The organism is Sphingomonas sp. NY01 (assembly GCF_038809135.1).
Classification (GTDB): domain Bacteria; phylum Pseudomonadota; class Alphaproteobacteria; order Sphingomonadales; family Sphingomonadaceae; genus Sphingomonas; species Sphingomonas carotinifaciens.
This window is the reverse complement of sequence record NZ_CP101722.1, coordinates 343,253-369,586: the sequence shown is the minus strand read 5'-3', so window position 1 is coordinate 369,586 and position 26,334 is coordinate 343,253. Positions and strand designations below refer to the sequence as shown.

23 protein-coding genes, 1 tRNA gene and 1 riboswitch are annotated in these 26,334 nt (G+C 70.3%); of the genes, 16 read left to right on the top strand and 8 right to left on the bottom strand.

Translation table 11 applies throughout. The features are described from left to right. The first annotated feature begins 3 nt into the window (after positions 1–3). Positions 4–207: riboswitch (cobalamin riboswitch) on the top strand. 184 nt (positions 208–391) lie between these two features. Genes cobW through cobJ form a run of 6 tightly spaced genes read left to right on the top strand, consistent with a single transcriptional unit; the run spans position 392 to position 7,789 of the window. Continuing rightward, on the top strand, positions 392–1,441 hold the full coding sequence (gene cobW, locus NPJ82_RS01860) for a cobalamin biosynthesis protein CobW (RefSeq protein WP_342658166.1): 1,050 nt from the start codon (positions 392–394) through the stop codon (positions 1,439–1,441). A gap of 7 nt (positions 1,442–1,448) precedes the next feature. Further along, positions 1,449–4,610 carry a cobaltochelatase subunit CobN gene (gene cobN, locus NPJ82_RS01855; protein WP_342658165.1) on the top strand — a complete coding sequence of 1,054 codons (3,162 nt, stop codon included), beginning with the start codon at positions 1,449–1,451 and terminating at the stop codon, positions 4,608–4,610. Beyond that, positions 4,607–5,683, top strand: coding sequence for a cobalamin biosynthesis protein CobG (locus tag NPJ82_RS01850; protein WP_342658164.1), 1,077 nt, complete (start codon positions 4,607–4,609; stop codon positions 5,681–5,683). Before cobN ends, NPJ82_RS01850 begins: the two co-directional genes overlap by 4 nt. Then, on the top strand, positions 5,683–6,312 hold the full coding sequence (locus tag NPJ82_RS01845; protein ID WP_342658163.1) for a precorrin-8X methylmutase: 630 nt from the start codon (positions 5,683–5,685) through the stop codon (positions 6,310–6,312). Before NPJ82_RS01850 ends, NPJ82_RS01845 begins: the two co-directional genes overlap by 1 nt. Beyond that, complete coding sequence (gene cobI, locus NPJ82_RS01840) at positions 6,309–7,031, top strand: precorrin-2 C(20)-methyltransferase (protein ID WP_342658162.1); 723 nt, start codon at positions 6,309–6,311, stop codon at positions 7,029–7,031. The genes NPJ82_RS01845 and cobI overlap by 4 nt, the downstream gene beginning before the upstream one ends. Next, positions 7,028–7,789: a precorrin-3B C(17)-methyltransferase gene (gene cobJ, locus NPJ82_RS01835; protein WP_342658161.1), complete on the top strand. Its 762-nt coding sequence runs from the start codon at positions 7,028–7,030 to the stop codon at positions 7,787–7,789. The genes cobI and cobJ overlap by 4 nt, the downstream gene beginning before the upstream one ends. Here cobJ and NPJ82_RS01830 read toward each other — a convergent pair. Further along, positions 7,765–8,526: a cobalt-precorrin-6A reductase gene (locus NPJ82_RS01830; protein ID WP_342658160.1), complete on the bottom strand. Its 762-nt coding sequence runs from the start codon at positions 8,524–8,526 to the stop codon at positions 7,765–7,767. The two genes, cobJ and NPJ82_RS01830, sit on opposite strands and share 25 nt — an antisense overlap. Here NPJ82_RS01830 and cbiE point away from each other — a divergent pair. Genes cbiE through NPJ82_RS01795 form a run of 7 tightly spaced genes read left to right on the top strand, consistent with a single transcriptional unit; the run spans position 8,525 to position 13,973 of the window. Further along, complete coding sequence (gene cbiE / locus NPJ82_RS01825) at positions 8,525–9,727, top strand: precorrin-6y C5,15-methyltransferase (decarboxylating) subunit CbiE (RefSeq protein ID WP_342658159.1); 1,203 nt, start codon at positions 8,525–8,527, stop codon at positions 9,725–9,727. The two genes, NPJ82_RS01830 and cbiE, sit on opposite strands and share 2 nt — an antisense overlap. Further along, positions 9,724–10,089, top strand: coding sequence for a cobalamin biosynthesis protein (locus NPJ82_RS01820; RefSeq protein WP_342658158.1), 366 nt, complete (start codon positions 9,724–9,726; stop codon positions 10,087–10,089). The genes cbiE and NPJ82_RS01820 overlap by 4 nt, the downstream gene beginning before the upstream one ends. Next, entirely contained in the window at positions 10,086–10,844 is a 759-nt protein-coding gene (gene cobM, locus NPJ82_RS01815) for a precorrin-4 C(11)-methyltransferase (RefSeq protein ID WP_342658157.1), read from the top strand. Before NPJ82_RS01820 ends, cobM begins: the two co-directional genes overlap by 4 nt. After that, complete coding sequence (locus NPJ82_RS01810) at positions 10,841–12,151, top strand: cobyrinate a,c-diamide synthase (RefSeq protein WP_342658156.1); 1,311 nt, start codon at positions 10,841–10,843, stop codon at positions 12,149–12,151. Before cobM ends, NPJ82_RS01810 begins: the two co-directional genes overlap by 4 nt. Further along, positions 12,148–12,915, top strand: coding sequence for a precorrin-6A synthase (deacetylating) (cobF, locus tag NPJ82_RS01805; protein WP_342658155.1), 768 nt, complete (start codon positions 12,148–12,150; stop codon positions 12,913–12,915). Before NPJ82_RS01810 ends, cobF begins: the two co-directional genes overlap by 4 nt. Continuing rightward, positions 12,912–13,544 (top strand): 5,6-dimethylbenzimidazole synthase, encoded by a 633-nt coding sequence (gene bluB, locus NPJ82_RS01800; protein WP_342658154.1) that lies wholly within the window; start codon positions 12,912–12,914, stop codon positions 13,542–13,544. The genes cobF and bluB overlap by 4 nt, the downstream gene beginning before the upstream one ends. A gap of 18 nt (positions 13,545–13,562) precedes the next feature. Further along, positions 13,563–13,973, top strand: a complete 411-nt coding sequence (locus NPJ82_RS01795) for a DUF1636 domain-containing protein (RefSeq protein ID WP_342658153.1) — start codon at positions 13,563–13,565, stop codon at positions 13,971–13,973. Here NPJ82_RS01795 and NPJ82_RS01790 read toward each other — a convergent pair whose 3' ends face one another. After that, positions 13,974–15,791 (bottom strand): M14 family metallopeptidase, encoded by a 1,818-nt coding sequence (locus NPJ82_RS01790; RefSeq protein WP_342658152.1) that lies wholly within the window; start codon positions 15,789–15,791, stop codon positions 13,974–13,976. 142 nt (positions 15,792–15,933) lie between these two features. Here NPJ82_RS01790 and NPJ82_RS01785 point away from each other — a divergent pair, with 142 nt between their 5' ends. Continuing rightward, positions 15,934–18,057: a TonB-dependent siderophore receptor gene (locus NPJ82_RS01785; protein WP_342658151.1), complete on the top strand. Its 2,124-nt coding sequence runs from the start codon at positions 15,934–15,936 to the stop codon at positions 18,055–18,057. A gap of 13 nt (positions 18,058–18,070) precedes the next feature. Here NPJ82_RS01785 and NPJ82_RS01780 read toward each other — a convergent pair. Beyond that, positions 18,071–18,160: transfer RNA gene (locus NPJ82_RS01780), tRNA-Ser, on the bottom strand. 204 nt (positions 18,161–18,364) lie between these two features. On the opposite strand from NPJ82_RS01780, the gene NPJ82_RS01775 reads away from it, so the two are divergent. Next, positions 18,365–19,075: a DUF1134 domain-containing protein gene (locus NPJ82_RS01775; RefSeq protein WP_342659057.1), complete on the top strand. Its 711-nt coding sequence runs from the start codon at positions 18,365–18,367 to the stop codon at positions 19,073–19,075. A 39-nt stretch (positions 19,076–19,114) separates the two neighbouring features. On the opposite strand, the gene NPJ82_RS01770 is transcribed toward NPJ82_RS01775, so the two are convergent. After that, positions 19,115–20,437, bottom strand: coding sequence for a dihydroorotase (locus NPJ82_RS01770; RefSeq protein WP_342658150.1), 1,323 nt, complete (start codon positions 20,435–20,437; stop codon positions 19,115–19,117). 44 nt (positions 20,438–20,481) lie between these two features. On the opposite strand from NPJ82_RS01770, the gene NPJ82_RS01765 reads away from it, so the two are divergent. Beyond that, positions 20,482–21,204 carry a folate-binding protein gene (locus NPJ82_RS01765; RefSeq protein ID WP_342658149.1) on the top strand — a complete coding sequence of 241 codons (723 nt, stop codon included), beginning with the start codon at positions 20,482–20,484 and terminating at the stop codon, positions 21,202–21,204. A 4-nt stretch (positions 21,205–21,208) separates the two neighbouring features. Here NPJ82_RS01765 and bla read toward each other — a convergent pair whose 3' ends face one another. The 4 genes from bla to NPJ82_RS01745 all read right to left on the bottom strand — a co-directional run bounded on the left by bla (position 21,209) and on the right by NPJ82_RS01745 (position 26,331). After that, complete coding sequence (bla, locus tag NPJ82_RS01760; RefSeq protein ID WP_342658148.1) at positions 21,209–22,090, bottom strand: class A beta-lactamase; 882 nt, start codon at positions 22,088–22,090, stop codon at positions 21,209–21,211. Between the two features lie 350 nt (positions 22,091–22,440). Further along, the gene (locus NPJ82_RS01755) at positions 22,441–23,559 is read right to left on the bottom strand and encodes an OmpA family protein (RefSeq protein ID WP_112384063.1); all 1,119 of its coding nucleotides are present in this window, start codon (positions 23,557–23,559) and stop codon (positions 22,441–22,443) included. 189 nt (positions 23,560–23,748) lie between these two features. Beyond that, a complete protein-coding gene (locus NPJ82_RS01750; protein ID WP_342658147.1) occupies positions 23,749–24,201 on the bottom strand; it encodes a DUF2793 domain-containing protein in 453 nt (150 codons plus the stop codon). Between the two features lie 30 nt (positions 24,202–24,231). Then, entirely contained in the window at positions 24,232–26,331 is a 2,100-nt protein-coding gene (locus tag NPJ82_RS01745) for a phage tail protein (RefSeq protein ID WP_342658146.1), read from the bottom strand. Positions 26,332–26,334 lie beyond the last annotated feature (3 nt).

Here is a 26,334-nt window from a genome sequence, read left to right as displayed (position 1 = left end):
TCATCCGCCCCGACGCGCGCCGGTGCCCCTCAAGGGCTTTGAATGGGAATGTGGTGCAAATCCACGGCTGTCCCTGCAACTGTAAGCGGAGAGCGCGCGGCACACGCCCCTTTGTAGGGGCAGCCACTGGGTTTCGATCCGGGAAGGCCGTGCCGCGATCGCGACGACCCGTGAGCCAGGAGACCTGCCGGCGCGGTGTCGCTCTTGCCCGGGTCCAGGGGATGGCCAAGGCACGGTTCTCCGTCTGAGCGACGACACTGGATGCGGCCGGGGTCGCAACCGGTGCGTGGCTTCGGACGCCTGCCCCGCGTCCGCCCGGAGTCCGCGTGCCCGCCGTCAGGCAAGCCCCGTCCGTTTTGTCGTTGATGCAAGGCGCGGGCGGAGAATGCACATGCCGGATCTTTCCCCGGATCTATCCAAAGTCCCCGTCACCATCGTCACCGGCTTTCTGGGGGCGGGCAAGACGACGCTGATCAGCCACCTGATCCGCGCCGCGAACGGCCGCCGCCTCGCGGTCGTGGTCAATGAATTCGGCACGCTCGGCGTCGACGGCGACATCTTGAAGGGGTGCGCCATTCCCGATTGCCCGGCGGAAAACATCGTCGAGCTGGCAAACGGCTGCATCTGCTGCACCGTCGCCGACGATTTCGTGCCAACCGTCGAAGCCTTGCTCGCGCTCGACCCACGCCCCGATCACATCCTGATCGAAACCTCCGGCCTCGCGCTGCCCAAGCCGCTCCTGAAAGCATTCGACTGGCCCGCGATCCGCTCGCGCATCACCGTCGACGGCGTCATCGCGCTGGCGGATGCGGAGGCGGTCGCCGCCGGCCGTTTCGCATCCGATCTCGCCGCGGTCGACGCACAGCGCGCCGCCGACCCCGGCCTCGACCACGAAACCCCGCTGGCCGAGGTGTTCGAGGACCAGCTCGCCTGCGCCGATCTCGTGCTGCTCACCAAGGCCGATCTCGCGGGGCCGGGCGGCCTCGCCGCCGCCCGCGCCGTCATCGCCGCGCAGGCGCCGCGCCCGCTGCCCGTGGTCGAGCTGACCGACGGCATCATCGATCCGCGGGTCGTGCTGGGTCTCGGCGCCGCCGCCGAGGACGACATCGCCGCCCGCCCCTCGCATCATGACGGTGCCGACGATCACGAGCATGAGGATTTCGACAGCATCGTCGTCGATCTGCCCGAAATCGCCACGCCCGACGCGCTCGCCGCCCGGATCGAGGCGCTGGCCGCCTCGCACGACATCCTGCGCGTGAAGGGCTATGCCGCGGTGTCGGGCAAGCCGATGCGCCTGCTCGTCCAGGCGGTGGGCGGCCGCGTCCGCACGCAATATGACCGGCCGTGGCGCGCGGACGAGGCGCGCGCCACCCGCCTCGTCGTCATCGCCGAGCATGACCGCATCGACCCGCCCGCGATACGGACCGCGCTGGCGGGCTGATCCGGCCATGCATCTCGTCTTTCGCGAGAGCCACGGACTGGAGGAGGGCGCCGTGCCACGGGATCTGGGGCAAAGCCCCGGCGACCTGCTGGTGCTCTCCTTCTCCGACAGCGATCTGCGTGCCTTTGCCGCCGGCTGGCAGGGGGCGGGGCGCGCTTCGCTGCGCCTCGCCAATCTGGAGCAGCTCGCGCACCCGCTGTCGGTCGACACCTATGTCGAGCGCACCGCGGTACATGCAAAGGCGATCCTGATCCGCCTGATCGGCGGCCCCTCCTATTGGAGCTACGGCCTGTCGCAGATGGAGCGCATCGCGCGCGACCACGGCATCGCGCTTGCCGTCCTCCCCGCCGATGGCCGCGAGGATGTGCGCCTCGACAAAGCCTCCACGCTCCCCGTCCCCCTGCTCCGCACGCTGGCCGGGCTTTGCGAACAAGGCGGCCCCACCGCCGCCGGCCAAGCGCTCGACCTGTTGGCACAAGCCGCCAACCTCCCGTTCGTGCTGAGCGAAGTCGAAGCACAAGCCCCACCTCCCATCCCCCCCGTAGGCGCCTGGAACCCCACCTGCCCCGCCGCCTTCGCGCTCACCGCCAAGGCCCCCATCGTCCTCATCCTCTTCTACCGCGCCTATCGCGTCGCCGACGACATGGCCCCCATCGCCGCACTTCGCTCGGCGCTGGAGGATCGCGGATTTGCCGTCCTCCCCCTCTATCTCCCCTCCCTGAAAGCCGAGGAAGCACAAGGCTGGCTCCACCGCTGGATCGCGCACCTCGCCCCCGCGGCCATCCTCAACGCCACCGCCTTTTCCGCCCCCCTCGACACAGGGGGCGCCCCGATCTTCCAGGTCGCTCTCGCCACCTCCACCCACGCCGCATGGGCCGACGCCCCCCGCGGCCTCTCCCCCGCCGACCTCGCCATGCACATCGTCCTGCCCGAGGTCGACGGCCGCCTCTTCGTCGGCGTCGCCAGCTTCAAGGAGGACGCCCCTCACGACCCCGCGCTCGACTTCGCCCCCCGCCGCCACCGCCCCGACCCCGAACGCGTCCCCGCCATCGCCGCGCGCGTCGCCGCGCACGTCCGCCTCGGGCAAACCCCCGCCACACGGCGCCGCACCGCGATCATCCTCTCCACCTATCCCGGCAAGGCACACCAGATGGCGCACGCCGTCGGCCTCGACGCCATCGCCTCCACCCACGCCATCCTCGAAGACATCGGCGCGCCCCCCGCCCCCGATCTGGCGCAGGCCCTCGCCACGCGCACGATTCGCTGGCCGCTTGCCGACTACCGCGCCGCGCTCGCCACGCTCCCCCCCGCCCTGCGCGACGACCTCTTCGCAAGCTGGGGCGAACCGGCCGGCGACGCCTTCCACTTCCCCGCCATCGCCCACGGCAACACCCTGATCGCGCTGCAGCCCGAGCGCGGCCGCCCCGACACCCGCGCCGACGACTATCACGACCTGTCGCGCTGCCCGTCCCACGCCTATGTCGCCTTCTACCTCTGGCTCCACGCCCGCGGCACCGACGCCGTCATCCACGTCGGCGCCCACGGCACCCTGGAATGGCTCCCCGGCAAGGCGGTCGCGCTGTCGGGCGCGTGCTGGCCCGACGCGCTGGTCCGCGACCTGCCCGTCCTCTACCCCTTCATCGTCAACGATCCGGGCGAGGCCGCGCAGGCCAAGCGCCGCATCGGCGCCGTCACCCTCGGCCACGCGCCCCCGCCGCTGGTCCGCAGCGGCACCGGCGCCGGCCTCGCCCGGCTGGAGGCGCTGCTCGACGAATTCGCCAGCGCCGACGGCCTCGACCCCGCCCGCCGGGACCGGCTGCGCACCGACATCACCGACGAAGCCGCCGCCGCCGGCCTCGCCATGGGCACCGACATCGCGAGCATCGACGCGTTCGTCTGCGACGTGAAGGACAGCCAATATGGCGACGGCCTGCACGTCTATGGCCGCGGTCCGCAAGGGCAGGCCGAGCGCGCCGGCCTCCTGGCCGGGCTGGCCGGCGCCCATGTCCCCCCCGGCCCCGCCGGCTCGCCCCATCGCGGGCGCAGCGACGTGCTGCCCACCGGCCGCAACCTTTACACCATCGACCCGCGCGCCACCCCCTCGCGCGCCGCGCACCAGCAGGGCATCCGCCTCGCCGACGAACTCGTCCGCCGCCATCTCCAGGACGAGGGCGACTGGCTGCGCACCCTGGTGGTCGATCTCTGGGGCTCCGCCACGATGCGCACCGCGGGCGAGGAATTCGCCATGGCGCTCCACCTGCTCGGCGTCGAGCCGGTATGGGACCACCGCTCCACCCGCGTCACCGGTTTCGAGATCCTGCCCCTCGCCCGGCTCGACCGCCCCCGCATCGACGTCACGCTGCGCGTCTCCGGCCTGTTCCGCGACGCCTTTCCCACCCTGATCCAGCTCTTCGGCCAAGCCGTCCGCGCGCTCGCCCTTCGCGACGAACCCGTCGACCGCAACCCCTTCACCGCCCGCGAAGCCACCCCCCGCGTCTACGGCCCCGCCCCCGGACGCTACGGCATCGGCCTCGGCGACCTCGGCGAGACCTACACGCCACAGGCGCGCGCCGCCGCCGGCCACGCCTGGCTCGCCGCCTCCGCCCACGCGCTCGACGCGGGCGACGCGCACGACCCCGCCGGCATCGCCGCACGGGTCGAGACGGCGCAAGGCTTCGTCCACGTCCAGGACCTGCCCGAAACCGACCTGCTGCTCGCCGCCGACTATGCTGCGCACGAAGCCGGCTTCGCCGCCGCCCGGGCGCTGACCGGCGGATCGGCTGCGCTCTACCATCTCGACGCCCGCGACCCCGAGCGCATCCGCGCCCGCACGCTGCCGCAAGAGATCGCCCGCGTCGTCCATGCCCGCGCCGCGCATCCCGGCTGGATCGCCGGCATGATGCGCCACGGCTTTCGCGGCGCTGCCGAGATCGCCGCCACGCTCGACCATCTCGGCGCCTTTTCGCACCTGGCGGACGCCGTCGCCCCCGAACTGTTCGACCGTTATTACGAAGCGACGCTCGCCGACCCGCAGGTCTGCGCCTTTCTCGCCGCCGCCAATCCGCAGGCCCTCGCCGCGATGGAGGCGCGTTTCGCTGCCCTCCACGCCGCCGGCCTGTGGCGCACCCGCCGCAATTCGATCGCCGCCGCCCTGGACACGGGGCTATGATCCGCGGCTGGTGCCCCGATGCATGGCGGCCGATGATGGCGGGCGACGGCCTGCTCGTCCGCATCCGCCCGCGCCTGTCGCGCCTGACGGCCACGCAAGCGCGCGCGCTGGCACAGGCCGCACAGACGCACGGCAACGGCACGATCGACCTCACCAACCGCGCCAACCTGCAACTGCGCGGCGTGACCGAGGCGGGCTGGCCCGCCCTCCTGTCCGATCTCCAGCACCACCATCTGGTCGACGCCGACCCTGCGATGGAGGCACGCCGCACCATCCTCACCGCCCCCGACTGGCAGGCGGGCGACGACACCCATGCCATCGCCACCGCACTGCTGGGTCGCCTGCCCGACCTGCCCGACCTGCCGCCCAAGATGGGCTTCGCGATCGACGCCGGTCCCGCCCCGATCCTGACTCGGACGCCCGCCGACTTCCGCATCGAACGCGCGAGTGACGGCGCCCTGATCCTGCGTGCAGAGGGCCGCGCCACCGGCTGCACGATCACCGCGAACGAAGCCCCCGACGCGCTGATCGCGCTCGCCCGCTGGTTCCTCGCCACCGGCGGTGTGCAGGCCCGCCGCATGGCCCGCCACGCCGTGCCCCTGCCCGGCTGGGCCGCCGGGCCGCACGCCCCCGCCCCCACCCGCGCCATTCCGCAACCCGCGCCCGCGGTGCGCGGCATCCCCTTCGGCCGCACCGACGCCACCACGCTTGCCGCCTTTCTCCACGCCAGCGGTGCGGAGGCACTGCGCCTCACCCCCTGGCGCCGCCTCATCGTCGAGGGTGGCACGGACGCCCCCGGCTTCCTCACCGCCCCCTCGCCGCTGATGGATGTCGATGCCTGCCCCGGCACGCCTGCCTGTCCGCAGGCCAGCGTGGAAACGCGGGCGCTCGCCACCCGCCTCGCCCCCCTCGTCCCCGGCACGCTCCACGTCTCCGGCTGCGCCAAGCACTGCGCCCGCGCCCACCCGGCCGATATCGTCCTCACCGGCCGCGACGGCCGCTTCGATCTTGCCCACCCACCCCGATCCGGCCTGTCGCCGGATCAGGTGCTCGCCCTTTTCGGACCCCAGTGATGCCCCACTCTTACGAAACCGATGGCGCCGCCATCTATCGCCAGTCCTTCGCCACCATCCGGCGCGAGGCCGATCTGGCGCGCTTCCCGGCGGAGGAAGAGCCCGTCGCCGTTCGCATGATCCACGCCGCCGGCATGGTCGAACTGGCCGACCATATCCGCTTCACCCCCGGCTTCGCCGCCGCCGCACGAGCCGCGCTGGCGGCGGGCGCGCCGATCCTGTGCGACGCGCACATGGTCAGCGAGGGGGTGACCCGCGCCCGCCTGCCCGCCGACAACGCCGTTCTCTGCACGCTGCGCGATCCCGCCGTCCCCGATCTGGCGCGGACGATGGGCACCACGCGCTCTGCCGCCGCGCTGGAATCGTGGCGCCCGCATCTCGCGGGGGCGCTGGTCGCGATCGGCAACGCCCCCACCGCGCTCTTCCACCTGCTCAACATGCTGGAGGACCCCGCCTGCCCCCGCCCCGCCGCCATCATCGGCTGCCCGGTCGGCTTCGTCGGCGCGGTGGAATCGAAGGAGGCGCTGCTCGCCGCCCCGCCGGTGCCGTCCGTCGCGGTCGCCGGCCGACTGGGCGGCAGCGCGATCACCGTCGCGGCGATCAACGCATTGGCGAGCCGCGCGGAATGAGCGGCACCATCTGGGGCGTCGGCCTGGGCCCCGGCGCGCCCGACCTGATGAGCGTGCGCGCCGACCGGCTGATCCGCAGCAGCCGTCACATCGCCTTTTTCCGCAAGGCCGGTCGCACCGGCCATGCCCGCACCATCGTGCAGGGCATGCTGCGTGACGATGCGGTCGAACACGCGATGGAATATCCCGTCACCACCGAGATCGCGGTGGCCGATCCGCGCTACAATGCCTGCCTCGCCGCCTTCTACGCGCAGTGGACGGAGAAGCTGGCGAGCCTCGCCGCCACCGGCGAGGATGTGGTGGTGCTGTGCGAGGGCGATCCCTTCTTCTACGGCTCGTTCATGCATCTCTACACCCGGCTGTCCGGTCGCGTGGGGGTGGAGGTCGTGCCCGGCATCACCGGCATGTCCGGCGCCTGGACCGCCAGCGGCGCGCCGATCACCTGGGGCGACGATGTGCTGACGATCGCGATGGCGACCCTGCCGGAGGAGGAACTCACCCGCCGCATCCGCGATACCGACGCACTGGTCGTGATGAAGATCGGTCGCCACCTCGCCAAGCTGCGCCGCGCGCTGGCCGCCGCCGGTCGCGCGGATCAGGCATGGCTGGTCGAACATGCCGCGATGGCGGGCGAACGCGTCACCCGCCTGTGCGACGCGCCTGCCACCGCACCCTATTTCTCGATCGCGCTGATCCACGGCCAGGGCCGCCGCCCATGATCGCTAAGGACAATCCGGGCTGGCTCGCCATCGCCGGCCTCGGCCCCGGCGACGAAGCGCTGGTCACACCCGAAGTTACCACCGCGCTTGCGCAGGCGACCGACGTGATCGGCTACATCCCCTATGTCGCGCGCATCGCGCCGCGCGACGGCCTGACGCTCCACCCCTCGGACAACCGGGTCGAGCTGGACCGCGCCGCCCATGCCCTGGCACTTGCCGCATCGGGCCGCCGCGTGGTCGTCGTCTCGTCGGGCGATCCCGGCGTCTTCGCCATGGCGGCGGCGGTGTTCGAGGTGGTGGAGGCGAACCCCGTCCACGCCGCGCTCGATATCCGCGTGCTGCCGGGCATCACCGCGATGCTGGCCGCCGCCGCGCGTGCCGGCGCGCCGCTCGGCCACGATTTCTGTGCGATCAACCTGTCCGACAATCTGAAGCCGCACGCGCTGATCGAACGCCGCGTGGCCCTTGCGGCCGAGGCCGATTTTGCCATGGCCTTTTACAATCCCCGCTCGCGCGCCCGGCCCGATACGCTCGACCGCGTGCTGGCGGTCTTGCGCGACACCTGCGCCGATAACCGCCCTGTGCTGTTCGCCCGCGCCGTCTCCACGCCGCAGGAGCAGCTTTCGGTCGTCTCGCTTCCCCAGGCACGCGGCGACATGGCCGACATGCGCACCATCGTCATTGTCGGGTCCGGCACGACGCGCGTCATCGCCCGGCCGGGCACGCCCATCCTCTACACGCCGCGATCCGCGTCATGATCGATCCAGCGCAGTACCGCCGCCACGTCATGCATCTCGCGCCGGGCGGGCACCGCCGGCCGGTCGATCAGCATCACCGGCAGGGCCAGCGCGCGCGCCGCGTCCAGCTTGGCGCTCGCGCCCGTGCCCCCCGCATCCTTGGCCAGCACCAGGTCGATGCCATGCGCCGCCATCAGCTGCCGATCGCCCTCGGCATCGAACGGGCCCCGGTCGATCACCAGATGATGGTGTGGCAGCGGCGGCGCCTCGCCACCCGCCTCCACGAAGCGGAGCAGGTAGAAATGCTGCGGCCGTACCGCGAAGGCGCCGACATGTATCCGCCCCAGCGCCAGCATGATCCGGCGCGGCGGTCCTGCCAGCGCGGCGACCGCGGCAGCGATGTCGGGCACACGCTGCCACCGGTCGCCGGCTTTCGCGCGCCAGCCGGGCCGGGTCAGCGCGACCAGCGGCACGCCCGCCCGTTCGGCGGCCGCCACGGCATTGGCGCTCATCTGCCCGGCAAAGGGGTGCGTCGCATCCACCAGATGCGTCACCCCCTCGTCGCGCAGGTATCGCACCAGCCCGTCCACGCCGCCAAAGCCGCCGACCCGCGTGGCGATCGGTTGCGCGCGTGGCCGTGCGACGCGCCCGGCATAGCTCAGCACCGCCTCGTCGCCCCGCGCGGCCAGCGCCTCGGCCAACGCACTCGCCTCGGTCGTGCCCCCCAGCACCAGGATATGACGGGAAGGCTGCTGCATGACGGACGCTAAACCCTGGCTGACGATCATCGGGATCGGCGAGGATGGACCGGCCGGCCTGTCCGCGGCAAGCCGTGCTGCGATCGCCGCCGCCGATCTCGTCGCCGGCGCCCCCCGCCACCTCGCGCTTCTCGGCGAAACCACCGCCGAAACGCTCGCCTGGCCCGTTCCCTTTGCCGACGGCATCCCCCTGCTTCTCGCCCATCGCGGCCGGCGGGTGGTGATGCTCGCCTCGGGCGATCCCTTCTGGTTCGGCGCCGGCACGGTCGTCACCCGCGACCTCGCCCCCGGCGAATGGGTCGCGCATCCCGCCCCCTCCACCTTCGCGCTCGCCGCCGCCCGGCTCGGCTGGCCGCTGGAGGACACCACCTGTCTCGGCCTCCACGCCGCCCCGCTCGAACGGCTCCGCCCTCACCTCGCCCCCGCCCGGCGCCTGCTGGTCCTCCTCCGCGACGGCGAAGCGGTTGCAGACATTGGTGATTATCTGCGCAGGGCCGGTTTCGGCGCCAGCCAACTGACCGTCATGGAGGCGCTTGGCGGTCTGCGGGAGCGCATTCGCACGCTGCGGGCGACGGATGCCGTGCCCGCCGACATCGCCCATCCCGTCGCCGTCGCGGTCGCAGTGACCGGCGATGGTGCCGTGCTTCCGCTCGCGTCCGGCCGTCCCGATGACTGGTTCCTGCATGACGGACAGATCACGAAACGTGCCATTCGTGCGCTCACCCTGTCCGCGCTCGCACCGCGCCCCGGCGAGATGTTGTGGGACATCGGCACCGGTTCGGGCTCGATCGCGATCGAATGGCTGCTCGCCCATCCATCCACCGCCGCGATCGGTATCGAAGCGGACGAAATCCGCGCGGCCCGCGCGCGTGCCAACGCGGTGGCGCTCGGCGCGGACCGGCTGCGCATCATCGGCGGCCGCGCGCCGGAGGCATTGGCCGATCTTCCTGATCCACAGGCGGTTTTCATCGGCGGCGGCCTGTCGAGTGAACTACTCGACCACCTCTGGCAACGCCTCTCCCCCGGCACCCGCCTCGTCACCAACGCCGTCACCCTCGAATCCGAATCCCTGCTCGCCCACCGTCACGCCGCGCACGGCGGCACGCTCCTGCGCCTCGACCTCTCCGTCGCCACCCCGATCGGCCGCCGCCGCGGCTGGCGCGCCAGCCACCCCATCGTCCAATGGAGCATCACCCGGTGATCGTAGCCGGCTTCGGCGCCCGCGCGTCGGCAACGACGGCCGCGTTCCACGCCGCCCTGCGGCTCACCGCCCATGGCTTCCCGCCCGTCACTGTCATCGCCGCGCCACAGGATCGCGCCGCGATGCTTGACGAACTTGCCGCGCTGCTCAACCTGCCACTCGTCGCTTTGCCCCCGCACGCCCTTGTCGGCATCGCAACGCCCACCCGTTCGGCCGCAAGCCTCGAGCATCGCGGCATCGGCAGCGTGGCCGAGGCGTGCGCCCTTGCCGCCGCCGGTCCAGCGGCACGCCTTCTCGCGACGCGCCGCATCTCACCCGACCGTACCGTTACCTGCGCCATTGCCCGAGGAATCTTATCATGACCGTTCATTTCATCGGCGCCGGCCCCGGTGCGCCGGATCTGCTCACCTTGCGCGGGCGCGACCGGATCGCGGGCTCGCCCGTCTGCCTGTATGCCGGATCGCTGGTGCCGTCCGCACTGCTCAATCATTGTCCGCCCGGTGCGCGCATCGTGAACACCGCGCCGATGACGCTCGATACGATCATCGACGAGATTGCCGCAGCCCATGCCGCCGGCCACGACGTCGCGCGTCTCCATTCCGGCGACCTGTCGATCTGGTCCGCGATGGGCGAACAGCTTCGCCGCCTGCGCGCCCTCGGCATCCCCTTCACCATCACCCCCGGCGTCCCCGCCTTCGCCGCTGCCGCCGCCGCTCTGGAGGCCGAACTGACGCTCCCCGGCCTCGCCCAGTCCCTCATCCTCACCCGCACCCCCGGCCGCGCCACCACCATGCCCCCCACCGAATCCCTCACCAATTTCGCCGCCACAGGAGCGACATTGGCAATTCACCTTTCGATTCAGAATCTTGCGTCTGTCGTAGCGGACCTGAAGGCAGGGTTTGGGGGGGAGTGTCCGGTGGCGGTTGTTTGGCGGGCGAGTTGGCCGGAGGAGCGGATCGTGCGGGGGACGCTGGACACGATCGAGGAGATGGCGGCGGAGGGGCCGGAGCGGACGGCGCTGATACTGGTGGGGCCGGTGCTGGGTGATCCATCCTTTCAGGAAAGCCGTTTATATGCGGATGGTTACGATCGGCGTTTTCGGCCGGTGAGCGCATGACCACGCCCGGTCTTTTGATCGCGGCCCCCGCATCTGGCACCGGCAAGACGACCGTCATGCTGGGCCTGCTGCGGGCATTCAGCGATGCGGGCCTGAGCGTGCAGCCGTTCAAAAGTGGTCCCGATTACATCGATCCGGCTTTTCACCACGCCGCGTGCGGCCGCGCCTCGTTCAACCTGGATGGCTGGACGATGCCGGGTGCCCTGCTCGATGCGTTGGGCGGCAAGGCGGGGGATGCGGACCTTGCCATCGTGGAAGGATCGATGGGCCTTTTCGACGGGGTGGCCACGCCCGGTGCGAGCGGCACCGGCGCCAGCGCGGAGATCGCGCACCGGATGGGCTATCCGGTGATCCTCGTCCTCGACGTATCGGGCCAAGCGCAATCGGCCGCGGCGACCGCGCTGGGGTTTGCACGCTTCGATCCCGATCTGCCGTTCGCGGGCGTCATCCTGAACCGCGTCGCCAGTCCGCGGCACGAGCGCCTGATCCGCGCCGGCATGGCGGCAAAGAGCATCCGCGTGCTGGGCGCGCTGCCCAGGCGCGGCGACCTCGTCCTGCCCGAGCGGCATCTGGGGCTGGTCCAGGCCGCCGAGCATCCCGCACTGGATGCAATGATCGCCGAATATGCCGCGTTCCTGACCGCGCATGTCGACCTGTCCGCGATCCGCGACGCCGCGCGTGCCACGCCGCGTCCCGCCGCACCCTCCATCGCTGCCTGGGCACCGCCGGCGCAGCGCATCGCGCTGGCACAGGATGCCGCCTTCTCCTTCACCTACCCGCATCTGCTGGACGCGTGGAGAACGGCAGGCGCGCAGATCCTGCCCTTCTCCCCGCTTGCGGACGAAGCACCCGATGCATCGGCCGATCTCGTCTGGTTGCCGGGCGGCTATCCCGAACTGCATGCCGGCCGCCTGGCCGCCGCGGATCACTTCCGCAGCGCACTGGCCGAACATGCCCGTACCCGGCCGATTCACGGCGAATGCGGCGGCTACATGGCGCTGGGCGAGGGGTTGATCGATGCCGGCGGCACCCGGCACCGCATGGCAGGGCTGCTCGGCCTCGTCACCAGCTACGAGAAGCGCCGCATGCATCTCGGCTACCGCGAAGCGGTGTTGAACGTCCCCATGGCCGGATTGCCCGCAGGCCGCCGTCTCGCCGGTCACGAGTTCCATTATTCGACCGTCATCACCCAGCCCGATGCGCCCTTGGCGCAGGTCCATGACGCGACGGGCGCGGCGGTGATCGAAACCGGGTCGCATCGCGGCACCGTGACCGGCACCTTCTTCCACATGGTCGCCGCGCGATGAGCGCGCCGATGGCGATAGAGCTGGCGCTGATCGGCATCGGCACCGGCAATCCCGACCACCTGACCCGCGCCGCCGAGCGCGCGATGCGCGCCGCCGACCTGATCCTGCTGCCCCGCAAGGGCGCCGCCAAGTCCGACCTGATCGACCTGCGCCGTGCGATCTGCGCCGATGTGCTGACCGGCAGCACGCGTGTCGTGGAGTTCGACCTGCCGTCGCGGGAAGTGCAGCCCGACTATCTGGACGCAGTCGATCGCTGGCACGATGCGATCGCCGCGATCTGGGCGCGCGAGATCGCCACCCATCTGCCCAACGGCGGGCGCCTCGCCCTGCTCGTCTGGGGCGACCCTTCGCTTTACGACAGCACGATCCGCATCGCACGGCGGCTGGACGCCCGCATCCGCCTGTCCGTCATCCCCGGCGTCACCAGCCTGCAGGCGCTGACGGCCGCACATGGCGTGCCGCTGAACGCGCTGGCCGCGCCCGTGCTGGTCACCACCGGTCGCCGCCTGCGCGATGGTGGCTGGCCTTCAGGTGTCGATACGCTGGCGGTGATGCTGGACGGCCACTGCGCCTTTGTCGACCTGCCGCCGCTGGGCGTGCATATCTGGTGGGGCGCCTATCTCGGCATGCCGCATCAGGCGATCGATGCCGGGCCGCTGGCGGATGTCGCGGCGCGCATCGTGGCCACCCGCGCCGCGCTGCGGGCCGAACACGGCTGGATCATGGACACCTATCTGCTGCGCCGGGGAGAGGATGCCCGGTGACGCCGCCGCAGTTCGATGCCGCCTTTTGCGCCCAGTTCGAGCAACTGCTCGCCTGGCGCCGCGATGTCCGCCATTTCCGCACCGACCCGATACCGGCGCCGCTGTGGCAGGCGCTGCTCGCCACCGTCGCGCTTGCACCCTCGGTCGGCAACGCACAGCCCTGGCGCCTCGTCCGCATCCGCAGCCCCGCCTTGCGTGCCCGGCTGGCGGCCCATGCCGACACGTGCAATGCCGACGCTGCGCGCCAACAGGCCGACCCGGCGCATTACCGCGCGTTGAAGCTCCACGGCTTGCGGGAAGCGCCCGAGATCCTGGCCGTATTCAACGACGAGAACCCCGCCGCCGGCCACGGCCTCGGCATCGCGACCATGCCCGAGATGCTGCGCTATTCGAGCGTGATGGCGATCCACACGCTATGGCTGGCCGCGCGGGCGCGCGGGCTGGGGCTCGGCTGGGTATCGATCCTCGATCCGCTGCCCGTTGCCGCGATGCTGGACGTGCCGGCCGGCTGGACGCTGATCGGCGTGCTGTGCCTGGGCTATCCGCAGGACCCGTCCAACATTCCCGAACTGGAGCGCCGCGGCTGGCAGGCGCGCGAACCGCTTGCCGACCGCCTGTTCGAACGCTGATCTTCCAAAGGACCCTCCATGCAGTTGAAGCCCGCCGCTCCCGGTCCCTCGCTCGTCGTCTGCGATACCTGCCGCTTTTCCGCCGACGCGCGCGAGGACGAACATGGTCGGCGCGGCGGCGCACGGCTGGCCGAGGCCCTGCGCGTGGTGCAGGCGCTCGACCCGCGTTATGCCGCGGTAACGGTGGAGACGATGCCTTGCCTGTTCGCCTGCACCGAACATTGCACCGTGCATCTGCGCGCGGCGGCCAAGGTCGGCTATGTCCTTGGCCGCTTCGCGCCCGACGCGGATGCGGCACGCGCGCTGCTCGATTACGCGACCGCCTATGCCGACAGTGAGCATGGTCGCGTCCCCTTCAAGCAGTGGCCGGAAGGGGTGAAGGGACATTTTATCGTCCGCACCCCGCCGGAGGGGATGCTGGTCGAATAGCTATCGCCCCTCCACCTCGCGCCCGATCGGATACAGCAGGTGGCGATCATCGGCATAGGGCGAGCGCGCCACGAACCAGGCCAGCCGCGCCGCGCCATCGGCAGCAAAGGCCGGATCATGGCGCAGCCGATCCTCGAACGCCGCCTTCAACGCCGGATCGCGTGCCAGCATCGCTTCCGCCATCGGTACGCTGGCGTAGCGCTCCATCGCGCCATCCGCCTGCAGCATTTCCGGGAAGAAGCCCCAGGCGAGCAGCGAGTCGACCGCCTCCGGCTCCAGCAACGCGGCCGCGAGCAGCCCGCGCGGCTGATCATAGGGCACGCGTATCGATCCGGCGCGCCACAGCGCGGCCTCCGGCGCATGATGGAAGCCGCCGGCGGACAGCATCACCCGGCCATCGGTGACCGGCCCCAGCCTGGGTTCGCTCAGGCGCACGCGGTCCAGCGTCATCTCGCGCGGCGCGGCGATCCGTTCGTACCGGATGCCGTGCAGGTCCAGCCGGGATATCACCGCGGTGGCGCTCGCCGGCACCCACCATGCGCGCGGCGGCGTCACCTGTGCCACTGCATCCTGTCCGATCACCGGCACGCGGGTTTCCTCCGTGCGCGCGAGATAGCGGAGTTCCTCTTCCCCCGAGGCGGGCGAGCGATAGCGTTCCGCCGCCATGGCGGTGAAGGGCACCTGCGCGATCGGGGTCGTGCGCCGTTCCCATTTCACGGTCAGCGTATCGGGCCGTGCCGCACGGTCCGCGGCGATCGCGGCCCGTAGCGCGGGCAGGTCGCGGGCGGTCTGGCGGATCGCCCCTTCCATCATCGCATAGGCGCCCAGCACGCGTTGCCGATAGGGTTTCAGGCAGTGCATTTCGACCAGCACCGTGGGGATGCGGGCATGGTCGCCATAGCCGGTCGAATAGCGCGGCCCCTCCGAGGCGAAGCGCAATCCCTTGGACAGATCGCGCTCGTCGATCGCGCTGGGATAGAAATGGGGGTGGTGCCCCATCCGGCGCACAAAGGGATCGACGCCGGCCTGGAACGACCCGTTCAGCCACGCCGTGATCGCGGACGACTGGGTATAGGTGCCCCAGGCGGCAAAGGTATAGGTCACGTCGTAACCGTGATCGAACCCGTCCGACACGTGCATGTCGAGATACAGTACCGGGTCCAGCCGCAGCAGCAGGGCCAGCATCCCTTGCGTCTCGGGTGCGTCGGCCTTGGCGTAATCGCGGTTCAGGTTGATCCCCTGCGGCGTCGATCGTTCGCCCGGATTGTTCGGCCCGCGCTGGTTGGGCCGGTTATACGGGCTCGCCCGTTCATGCCCGTCGGCATTGTAGATCGGCACGAACACGATATCGACCTGCGCCAGCAGGTCCGCCTTGTCGCGCAGGGCAATGTCGCGCAACAGCATCAATCCGGCATCCTTGCCGTCGATCTCGCCGGAATGGATGCCCGCCTGGATCAGCACGACGGGCTTGCCCGCGGCACCACGATGCGCCCGCACCGCATAGAGCGCGCGCCCCTCCGATGTCCGGCCGAACACCTCGCGCGACAGCAGCGGCGATGCAGCGACCAGCCGGTCGATCCATGCATGCGTTTCGGCGTAGGAAGGCGTGGCTGTGAAGCCGTTCGCCTCGGCCGGGGTGATCCAGGGATCGCCCGGCTTTGCGATCAGCGCCTCGCTCCGCCCCGACCAGGGCATGACCGGCGGCAGGACGACGTGGGGCCGCGCCGGATCCTGCGCGGACGAATTCACATTCGGTGTCGGGTCGGGGGTCGGCTGGATCACGGCCAACGACAGCAGCAGCGGGTACAATGGCGACACGTACACTCCATAAGAGGTCAAAGCCCGAGCGGAACCGGTCGATCCCGGCGTGTCCGCCGTTTTCACCTTGCACCGCAACACAGTCCCACTATGAGACGGTGTATCATAACGCAAGCTGCAATGACGGCGTACGGGGACAAGCATGACGATGACGACGACGACGCGGGTGCCGATGGGCGGGCGCGCGCGCTGGCTGGCGATGGCCGCGATCCTGTTTGCCGCGCCTGCGCTGCCGGCAGCGGCGCAACAGGCGGAGGCCGCCGACGACGACCATGCGCATGCGCACGATCATGACAATGTCGACGATATCGTCGTGCTCGGCCGCCGCCGGGTCGACCGGGTCAATGGCTCCGACATCGTCACCGAGCGTATGTCGCAGGCGAGCATCGCGCTCGATCGCAGCATTCTGGACGATTATGGCGTGCGCCGCCTGGCCGACGCGCTGGAACTGGTCAGCGGTATTTCGCAGCAGAACAATCTGGGTGGCCTGCGCGACAATTATGCGATCCGCGGCTTTCTGGGCACGCCGGACACCGGCGCGGAATATTTCGTCGACGGCTTTCTGGCCAATCGTGGCTTCGGCCCGCCGCGCGATCCCGCCAATGTCGAGCGTATCGAGGTGCTGAAAGGTCCGGTCGGCGCGGTGTTCGGCGCGGTCGATCCTGCCGGCATCGTCAATGTCGTGACCAAGAAGCCGCAGTTCCGCACCGGTGCCGGGGCCACGGTCAGCGGTGGTTCGTTCGGCACGTGGCGGGTGGAGGCCGATGTCGAATCGCTTCTCGACCCCCGCTTCTCGATCCGGCTGGTCGGCGCGATCGAGAACAGCGACGGCTTTCGCGACTATGTCGACCTGCGCCGCCGCCTGTTCGCGCCCTCGGCGAGCTGGCGCCCCCTCGACGGCACGACCCTCACCTATCAGGGCGAATATATCGAGTTCCGCTCGCCCTTCGACCGCGGCATCCCGGCGATCGGCAGTGATGCGGAGGCCGTGTCGCGCCGCCGCTTCCTGGGCGAGCCGGCGGACGGCCGTGTATCCTCCACCAACTGGCGGCATGAAGTGACGCTGGAACAGGATCTGGGCGGCAGCTGGACGATGGTCGGCGGTGCAGCCTATCGCGACGCCACGATCCGCGGCTTCTCCACCGAGACATCGTCGCTACCGGTGAACGGCGTCGTACGGCGCCAGCGTCGCTATCGCGACTGGAACCTGACCGACTGGTCGGGGCGCGCGGAGGTGCGCGGCACCGTCGATCTGCTCGGCCTGCATCGGCCGAGCTTCGGCGTGACGCTCTACGACCTGGATTTCGACACCTATCAGGAACGCTTCCGCCCCACCGCCGCCAACCCCTATCCAATCGATGTCTTCAATCCCGTCTATGGCGGCACGGCGGGCCCGCTCGTGCCCTTCACCGTCACGGCGGAGCGCCGCAAGTCGGTCGCCGCCTATGCGCAGGACATGTGGGAGGTCACCGACAGCTTCAGCGTCGTGGGCGGCATGCGCTATGAAAATCTGAGCCAGACGATCGACAACAAGATCGCCCGCCGCGTCAGCCGGCTGACGCGCAACCCGCTCGAATTTCGCGGCGGCGTGCGCTTCCGCCCCGATCCCCGCTTCGCCTTCCACGCCAATTGGGGCGAGGGGTTCCGCGCCAATTCCAGCGTCGACCGCAACGGCCTGCCCTTCGCCCCCGAAACCGGTCGCGGGTGGGAGGTCGGCGCCAAGGTCGTGCTGCCGTCCTTCCGTGCCGCGGCAAGCTGGTTCCACGTTTCCAAGCAGAACGTGCTGGTCACCGATCTGGCGGAACCGAACTTCCTGACCACCGGGCGCATCCGCTCGCAGGGCGTGGAATTCGACGGCGAGGTCGACCTGGCACGCGGGGTGCGGCTGATCGGCAACTACGCCTTTACCGATGCAGAGGCGCGCGACCCGAATATCCCCAGCTCCGACGTGCTGAACGTGCCTCGTCACGCCGGTACGCTGCAACTGTTCGCAACGGTGCCCGTGGGGGCGCAGCATGTCGATCTCGCGGCCGGCGCCAGCTATGTCGGCCCCCGCGCCGCCGCGCTGGACGGCAGCGACCTGCGCCTGGACGGCTATGTGAAGGCAAAGGCGAGCATCGGATACGCGCTGACCGACCGGATCACCGCGCGTATCGAGGTCGATAACATCCTGAACCAGACCTATGCGCAAAGCAGCTACAGCGCGCAATGGATCTACCCCGGCGCCCCGCGCTCGGTGCTGGCATCGCTGTCGGTACGCTATTAAGGGGCGGGGCCACTGGCGGAGACGGAGGGATTCGAACCCTCGGTACGGTTTCCCGTACGACGCTTTAGCAAAGCGTTGGTTTCAGCCACTCACCCACGTCTCCGGATGCGGCGAGCCGCGGCTATAGCGGGGCCGGGGGAGGCGATCAACCAGGACTTGCACCCATTGCGACGAGAAATTGCGGTATCAGCGCAAACGTCGTTCATTGCGTCGCAAGGCCCGGGCTGGTTAAGCTTGTGCCCATGCCGTCTAGCGGGGGAAGTGTGAAGTGAAGCGGAGCATCTGGATCGCAGCGGCCACCGCGCTGATGGCCGCCGGCGGGCCCGGCACGGCGCAGGTGCGCACCATCGATCCCAATCAGGCGATCGACAGCGACTTGCAGACGCAGCCGTCGCCGCCGCCGCGCGCCACTACGCCCTCGCGCCCTGCGCAGCCCGCCCCGGCGCCGCCGCAGGATACGCCATCACCGCCGCCGCCCGCCACCACCGGCCAGAGCGGATCGGAGGCCCGCGCCACCGCCACCACCCAAGCCTCCGAAACCTTCGAGCGGGACGACCTGCTGGCAGCGGGCGAGGGCGTGTTCGGCAAGGGTGCGGAAGGCCTGGGCGGGATGCTGGAGCGCATCCTGAAGGAACAGGGCCGCCCCAACGCCTATATCGCTGGCCGCGAAGCCTCCGGCGCGTTCGTCGTCGGCGTCCGCTACGGATCGGGCATCATGACGCACAAGGTGGAGGGCCAGATGCCGGTCTACTGGACCGGTCCGTCGCTCGGCTTCGATATCGGTGGCGATGCCAACAAGGTCTTCGTCCTCGTCTACAACCTCTACGATACCGAGGAACTGTTCCACCGCTTCCCGGCCGCGGAGGGCCGGCTGTATTTTGTCGGCGGGTTCGCCGCCACCTATTTGCGCCGCGGCAACGTCGTGCTGATCCCGGTGCGCCTGGGCGTCGGCTGGCGGGCAGGCGTGAATGTCGGCTATATGAACTTCACCCACAATTCGCGCTGGCTGCCCTTCTGATCCGGCCGGGGGAGCCGTCCGCTCCTCCGCCCCGCACGATCAGCCGAACGCCACCGATTCGAACTTGATCGGCGCGCCGGTCGGTGCGTCGGCCAGCGTATCTTCCCACATCGCCACCTGGCCGCGGACGATCGTGCCGATCGGCTTGCCGGTCAGCTCCACGCCGGTGAAGGGCGACCAGCCACAGCGCGATTGCAGCCACGGCTCTTCGACGGTCCACCGCTTCTTGAGGTCGACGATCGTGAAGTCGGCGTCATAGCCTGCCACGATCCGCCCCTTGCCGACGATGCCGAACACGCGCTGCGCACCCGCGCTGGTCAGTTCGATCACGCGTTGCAGCGTCAGCCGCCCGTGGGCGGCTTGGTCGAGCAGCAGCGGCAGCAGCGTCTGCACCCCCGGCATGCCGCTGGGCGACTGCGGATAGGGCTTGGCCTTTTCCTCCACCGTGTGCGGCGCGTGGTCGGAACCGATGACGTCGGGCACGCCCTGGTTCAGCCAGTGCCACAGGCCGTCGCGGTGCGCGCCCGAGCGGATCGGCGGGTTCATCTGCGCCCAGGTGCCGAGGCGCGGATACGCCTCTTCACCCGCCAGCGTCAGGTGTTGCGGCGTCACCTCGCAGGTCGCGATGTCCTTGTGGCCGGCGATATATTCCAGTTCGGCGGGCGTGGTGACGTGCAGGATATGGATGCGCCGCCCCGCCTCGCGCGCCAGCCGCAGGATGCGCCGCGTGGCGAGAAGGGCGCTCTCGTCGTCGCGCCATACGGGGTGCGAGGCGGGATCGCCGTCGATCCGTTCGGACAGGCGCGCGTTCATCCGGTCCTCGTCCTCGGCATGGATCGCGACGCGGCGCGCCCCGTGACGCAGCACCTCGCTGAGCGTTTCGTCGTCGCTGACCAGCAGGTCGCCGGTGGAGGCGCCCATGAAGATCTTCACCCCCGCAGTGCCCGGCATCCGTTCCAGCTCGGCCAGCGCCTGCGGATTGTGGTGCGTCGCGCCGACATAAAAGGCATGGTCGCAATACATGCCCTTGGCGCGGGACAGCTTGTCGGCGATCGCTTCGGCCGAATCGGTGTTCGGCTTGGTGTTGGGCATTTCGAACACCGCGGTCACGCCGCCCATCACCGCCGCGCGGCTGCCGCTCGCCAGATCCTCCTTGTGGACCAGGCCGGGCTCGCGGAAATGCACCTGCGTGTCGATCACGCCGGGCAGGATGTCGAGCCCGGTGCAATCGACGCGGCGCCCCGCATCGCCCACCGACCCGATATGGACGATCCGCCCGTCCCGCACCCCGACATCGGCGCGGATGGGGCCACCGGGGGTGTGCACGGTGCCGCCGGTGAGGGTGAGGTCGAACGTCGTCATGGCCGGGCCTTTCACGGTTGCGTGCGCCCTCCTACCTTGAGGGCATGAACGAGACCACCCCGGGAACGACCCTTGAAACCCGCGCCGTGCTGCGCCTGTCCGGCGACGATGTTCGCGGCTTCCTGCAGGGGCTGGTGACGCAGGACGTCGCGCTGCTCACCCCGCAGACTCCGCAATGGACCGCGCTGCTCAGCCCCCAGGGCAAGGTCCTGTTCGATTTCCTGCTCTGGGCGGACGACGACGCGGTGCTGATCGATGCGGAGGCGGATCAGGCGGAGGCGCTGTCGCGCCGCTTCGCACTATATCGCCTGCGCCGCGCGATCACGATCGAACGCACCGATCTGGCGGTGCACTGGAGCGTGCAGGGCGACCGCGGTGTGCCCGATCCACGGCTCGCCGCGCTCGGCCATCGCTGGCTCGCCCCCGCGGGCATGGCGGCGCAAGGCTGGGACGCGCATCGCCTCCGCCTCGGCGTCACCGAAGGGGTGGGCGAACTCGGCGCGGGCGAAACCCTGTGGCTGGAATGCAATGCCCGCGAGTTGAACGGCGTCAGCTTCACCAAGGGCTGCTATGTCGGGCAGGAGAATACCGCGCGGATGCATCACCGGTCCAAGGTCAACCGCCGCCTGGTCGTCGCGCCGCTCGGCGAGGCAGGCGACCGCACACGCGCCACCTATCCCGAACTCGGCCTGATGGTGGAACATTGCCGGGTGGAGGCATTGGGCGACGCGCTGATACCGGCGTGGCTCGCTCCCGCGCTGGCATAAGGCCTCAGCGCCGCGCGGCGACGTGCCGCGCGATGGTGGCGAACACCGCATCGCGCGCCGCGGCACTTGCCTGCGTGTCCGTCAGGAAGATGGCGAGTATCGCCGGGTCGCGGCCGGGCGGGTGGAACCAGGCGACGTCGTTGGCCGTGCCGTTGGCGCCGCTGCCCGTCTTGTCGCCGACGCTAAAGCTGTCGGGAAGGCCCGCGCGGATGCGGGTGAGGCCGGTGCGCGTCTGCGTCATCCATCGCCGCAGCAACGCACGGGATCGGGGACGCAAACTGTCGCCCTCCAGGATCCGACCCGCCAGCCGTGCCATCGCTGCGGGGGTGGTCGTATCGCGCGGATCGCCGGGCAGCGCACTGTTCAGATCGGGTTCCCACCGGTCGAGCCGTGTCGCCCCGTCGCCTAGGCTCTGCGCATAGGCGGTGATCCCCGCGGGCCCGCCCAGTCGCCGCAGCAACAGGTTCGCAGCGACATTGTCGCTCTCCCGCATCGCCGCCGCACAGAGATCGGCCAGGGTCATCGTGCCCCCGATATGCGGCCCGGTGACCGGCGCATGCGCGACCCGATCCGCCTCGCGCACCGCCACGCGCGCATCCAGATGGTCGCGGCGTCCGTCGACCCGTGCCAGGATCGCCGCGACGGCGAGTAGCTTGAACGTGCTGCACATGGGGAAGCGCTGCTCCAGCCGATGGCCGCGCAACATCCCCGTCCGTGGCACGAAATGGGCCACGCCCAGACGGCCGCCGATCCGCCGCTCCAGATCAGCGGCAAGGTCCGCAAGATTGTGCGGCGCTGCCATGGCCTGGCGCGCGCCAACCACCGGTGCCGCGATCATGCCCGCCAGCAGCGCGCGTCGGCAAAGGTCAGGGGATGGATCGAACATGAAAGGCTCCATCCGCGATGGTCGAAGTCCCGTACATAGGGTGATCCAAACCCCGTCGGCCGCGGATCAACGTCAGGATGCGACAACACTATGCACCAACACGGTGTATCGGAGATGTTGCCGCATGCGCCGATATCGACACACGCTCCCGATACGCTGGACCCGACATCTCGCTTCGACAGGAACGGGCCGAGGGAGATGTCATGCTGTCCAAGCGGACCGGACAGCCGAAGCGCGCTCACGACGCCCTTTCCGGCCATAGACATGCCGCTCCCTGAAGCCCGCAAAACAAAAGGGAGGCCGACTTGCGTCGACCTCCCTCTCGCGTGTCAGCCAAAGGCTGGTTGGGCTTACTGGCCCGAGCCAGGCCCGTAGGTGACTTCCACGCGACGGTTCTGCACTTCGCGCACGCCGTCGGCGGTCTGGACGCGCAGGCGGGTTTCGCCGAACGCTTCCGTCGAGATCACACCATCCGGGATCGAACGCGAGGTCATGTACGCCTTCACCGCGTCTGCACGACGCTGCGAGAGGCCCACATTGTACTGCGCGGCGCCCGAGGTGTCGGTGTAACCGGCCAGCATGACCTGTGCGTTGCCGCACGACTGGTACTGCGTGACGGCGTTGTCGAGGATCGACGCGGCCTCCGGGGTGATGTCCGACTTGTCCCACTCGAAGAACACGATGAACGGACCCGGCGAGCACACCACTTCCGGAGCCGGCGGCGGCGGCGGAGGCGGAGGAGGCGGCGGGGGCGGCGGCGGCGGCGGTGGCGGCGGCGGAGGCGTCGGCTCACCGAAGTTGTAGGTCAGGCCACCCAGGATCGAGTGCGACCGGAAACGACCGTCATGCGTGTTGTTCGCGATGTCGACCAGACGGACGTTTTCGGCGTTGAAGAAGCGATACTTCAGCGTCGCGTCCAGGTTCTCGCTCAGCGGCGCGCGGATACCCGCGAGAGCCTGCCATGCGAAGACCGTGTCGGAGTCGTCCAGGAAGTCTGCACGCTGGTTCAGCGCATAGTTCGCCTTGACGCGTGCAACGCCGACGCCGCCGCCGACAAAGCCCTGGATCGAGTCGTCTTCACCGAAGTCGAGCAGGCCGTTCAGCATGAAGCTGAGCGCCGAGCTGGAACCGCCGGCAACGTCATAGTTGCCCGCTGCAACGGTGCCCGCACCGATGCCAGTGTTGGTCAGCGTGGTCGACGAGAAGCCGTCCACGGTTGCCTTGCGATAGCCGACCTCGGTTTCGAGGCGGAAACCGCCGAAATCATAACCCATCACGGCATCGACGTCGTAGCCGTAATCATGGTCGACGCTAGCCACGCCGGTGCGCGAGCCGGTGATATCATAATCGATATCTTCGACGATCATCGCACCGCCTTCGACGCCTACGTACCACGACTTGTCGCGGGCGAGGGCGGGCGAAGCCAGAGCGGTGGAGGCGAGTGCCAGAACAATGGCAATCTTCCGCATCATAGTCCCCTTTCTTGGTTGTCACTACGGACAGCGCAAACTCACTATCGGAGGGTTGGTTTCCGTGCAAGCTGACAAAAACCGCAAGGTGTTGCTCGAAAGGCACAACTTTCGTCGGCAGGCGGACCGTTCTGGACTGGCGACGAAACGATCACTCCGCCGGATTACCTCTACGTAAGCGGCCGCGGTTCAGCCGCTGATCCAGCCATGCGTCCGCATCAGCGCCAGCATGGAACCGATCGCCACGCGCGCCTCGGCATCGATCGCATCGCCGCCCCCCGGGGCACCGATCACCGGCACCGGCCCCGCTCGCCGCCAGACCTCGCCATCGAACCGCGCCGGGCTGCGATCCGCCCGGTTCCATACCGCGAACCCGGCCCAGGGAACCACGAAGCGCCACCCGCCCCCGGTCCACCCCGCCAGCGCGTCGGCATGCCCGGCCCAAGCACCTTCCGGCGTCCGCCCGACCACCCATGCCTCCCCCGGTACGGGTGCGGCCGGCGGCGCATCTTGCCCCACCCCCACCACCGCCGGCTGTACCGTCAGGTCGATCAGCGCCAGCGCCTCGTTGTGCGTGACCTCCTTTTGCGCCTGCCCCGCCGCCAGCAACGGCAACCGCATCCGCGCACTCACCTCCGTCATGCCCCGTTCCTCCCCTTTTCTCCGTTCCCATCACGTGATCGTCAGCACCAGCGGCGGCGATTCCGCCAGCGTGCCGCGCTGGCGTATCGTCACCACCGTGCCCGGCGGTGCGTCGACGTGCAGCCGCGGTTCCGCCGTGTCCACATCCGTTCCGTTCACGCTCACCCGATAGGCTTCGCGCTCTTCGCCCAGCGGCACGTCGACACCGTCCAGCCAGCGCCAACCCGCCCGGCTGCGGCGTGTCCAGGCGATCGCCACCCGTCCGTCCGCCAGCCTGTGCTGACGCGCGCCGACCGGCATTGGCGGCCGGACGGAGGCGCCCGTGATCAGCACGCTGGCGGTCACCCCTTCGATGCCGTCACCCACCCCGTGCGCCATCACGTCCACCCGGCGACCGAGCGCCGCGACGGGCAGGTCGATCGTCCGCGCCGCGCCCGCCTCCAGCAGGATGAAGCGGTCGCCGGGCCGCTGCCGGCCGATCGCCGCCTCCGTACCCCGCAGGCCACGACGCAGCCCCTCCAGCCGCCAGCGCCCGCCACCGGCCGCAGCGCCTCGCGCGAACTGGATCAGTTCGTCCCCCAGCAGCGCCAGGTTCGCGCCCCCGTCCAGCGCCGCATCATCGGCATCGTGCAACCGCCCCTCGACATGGACGACAAGGGCCGCCCGGTCATCGACCAGCGCCGCCGATCCCCCGGGCGAAAGCGCCACGATCGTCCCCATCACCGCGGGCGCTGCGGTCATCCCCGCCGCCATCCAGCTTGCCCCTTCGTCCAGGCTGTAGTGCAGGCTGGCGGACTGCCATCCCGCGCCCCCCGCCGCCGCCGCCGTCAGCCGCGGCGCGGCCAGCACCGCATCGTCCAGCGCCGGCGTCTCGAACACCGCCAGCCGCGTCGCCCCCGCGACCCGGTCCGCGGCGCCGACATGCCGGCCGGATGCGGCGGACAGCGCCACGCCGGCCGGGACCAGCGGCACCAGTTCCAGCCGCACCACCATCGCCTCCACCGCCGCTTCGGTGACGCGCCACACGCCGTCCTCGCCCGCGATCCGCACCGTGTCGCCCGCACCGATGCCCATATGGTCCGCGTCCAGCGTCACCGTGCGCCGCATCCGCGCGCCCTCCGCCCGCGCCAGCAGTGCGTTTGCCAGCGTCTTGGCCTCCCCCGCCGGGATTGCCGCGGGCAGGTCCAGCCGCACCTCGCACACGCCGCTGCCCGGCCGCCGCGCATGCTGCACGCCCAATTGATAGTCGCGCGCTGGATCGTGATGCGCCACCACCGCGCGCACCGGTACGCTGTCGTCCGCCGCCAGCCGCCGCCCGCCCGCCGCCCGGTTCCCGGCGCGCACACCCGCATCCGTCACCGTAACCGGCGCCCCCGCACCGTCGCGCAGGTCGAGCCCCGCCCACCAGCCGCCACCCGCCTGGGTCAGCACCTCCAGCACCGCGCGCACGCTGCCCCCGCTGCCTGCGAACCCGCCCAGCGGCAGCGCGGCGGCCCCCGTCACCTCGGGCGCCAGCGCGCGTACGATCACACCGACCGAAACCGGCCCGTCATCCGCCTCCACCTCAAAGGTCAGTTGCGGGATGCGGTTGCCATAGTCGCCCAGCGCCATGTCCTCGAACACCGCATAGGCCAGCCCGCGATGCGCCGGCGCGGCGGCCCCTTCGGCCGCGGCAATCGCCGGATCGACCGGTTGATCCTCGCCGCCCAGGTACAGCCGGAATCCCGTCGCCGTCTTGAAGTCACCCCCCGCGCCCCTCAGCAGCCGTCCATCCGCCCAGATCCGCCGGACACGGCGGATCGGCCGCGCCGACAACGCCACCGCAAAGCTCGCGGCATAGCTGTACGTATCGGTCGCCGGCCGCCCCTTGCCGCCCCGGCTACCCCCGCGCGTCTCGATCAGGTCGGTCGACCAGATCACCGTGCCGCCGACCCGCATCGTTCCGAACAGCCGGGGTAGTTGCGTGCCATAGGACGATGTCTGCACCTGCAACTCGGTTAGCCGCGGCCCCTGCCGCCGTGCCGGGCCCAGCACCGCGCGGTCCACCGCATTGCCCAGCATCGCCCCCAGCGCGCCGCCGATCGGTCCCCCGATCGCCGATCCCACCGCCCCCAGCACCAACGTCGCCATTCC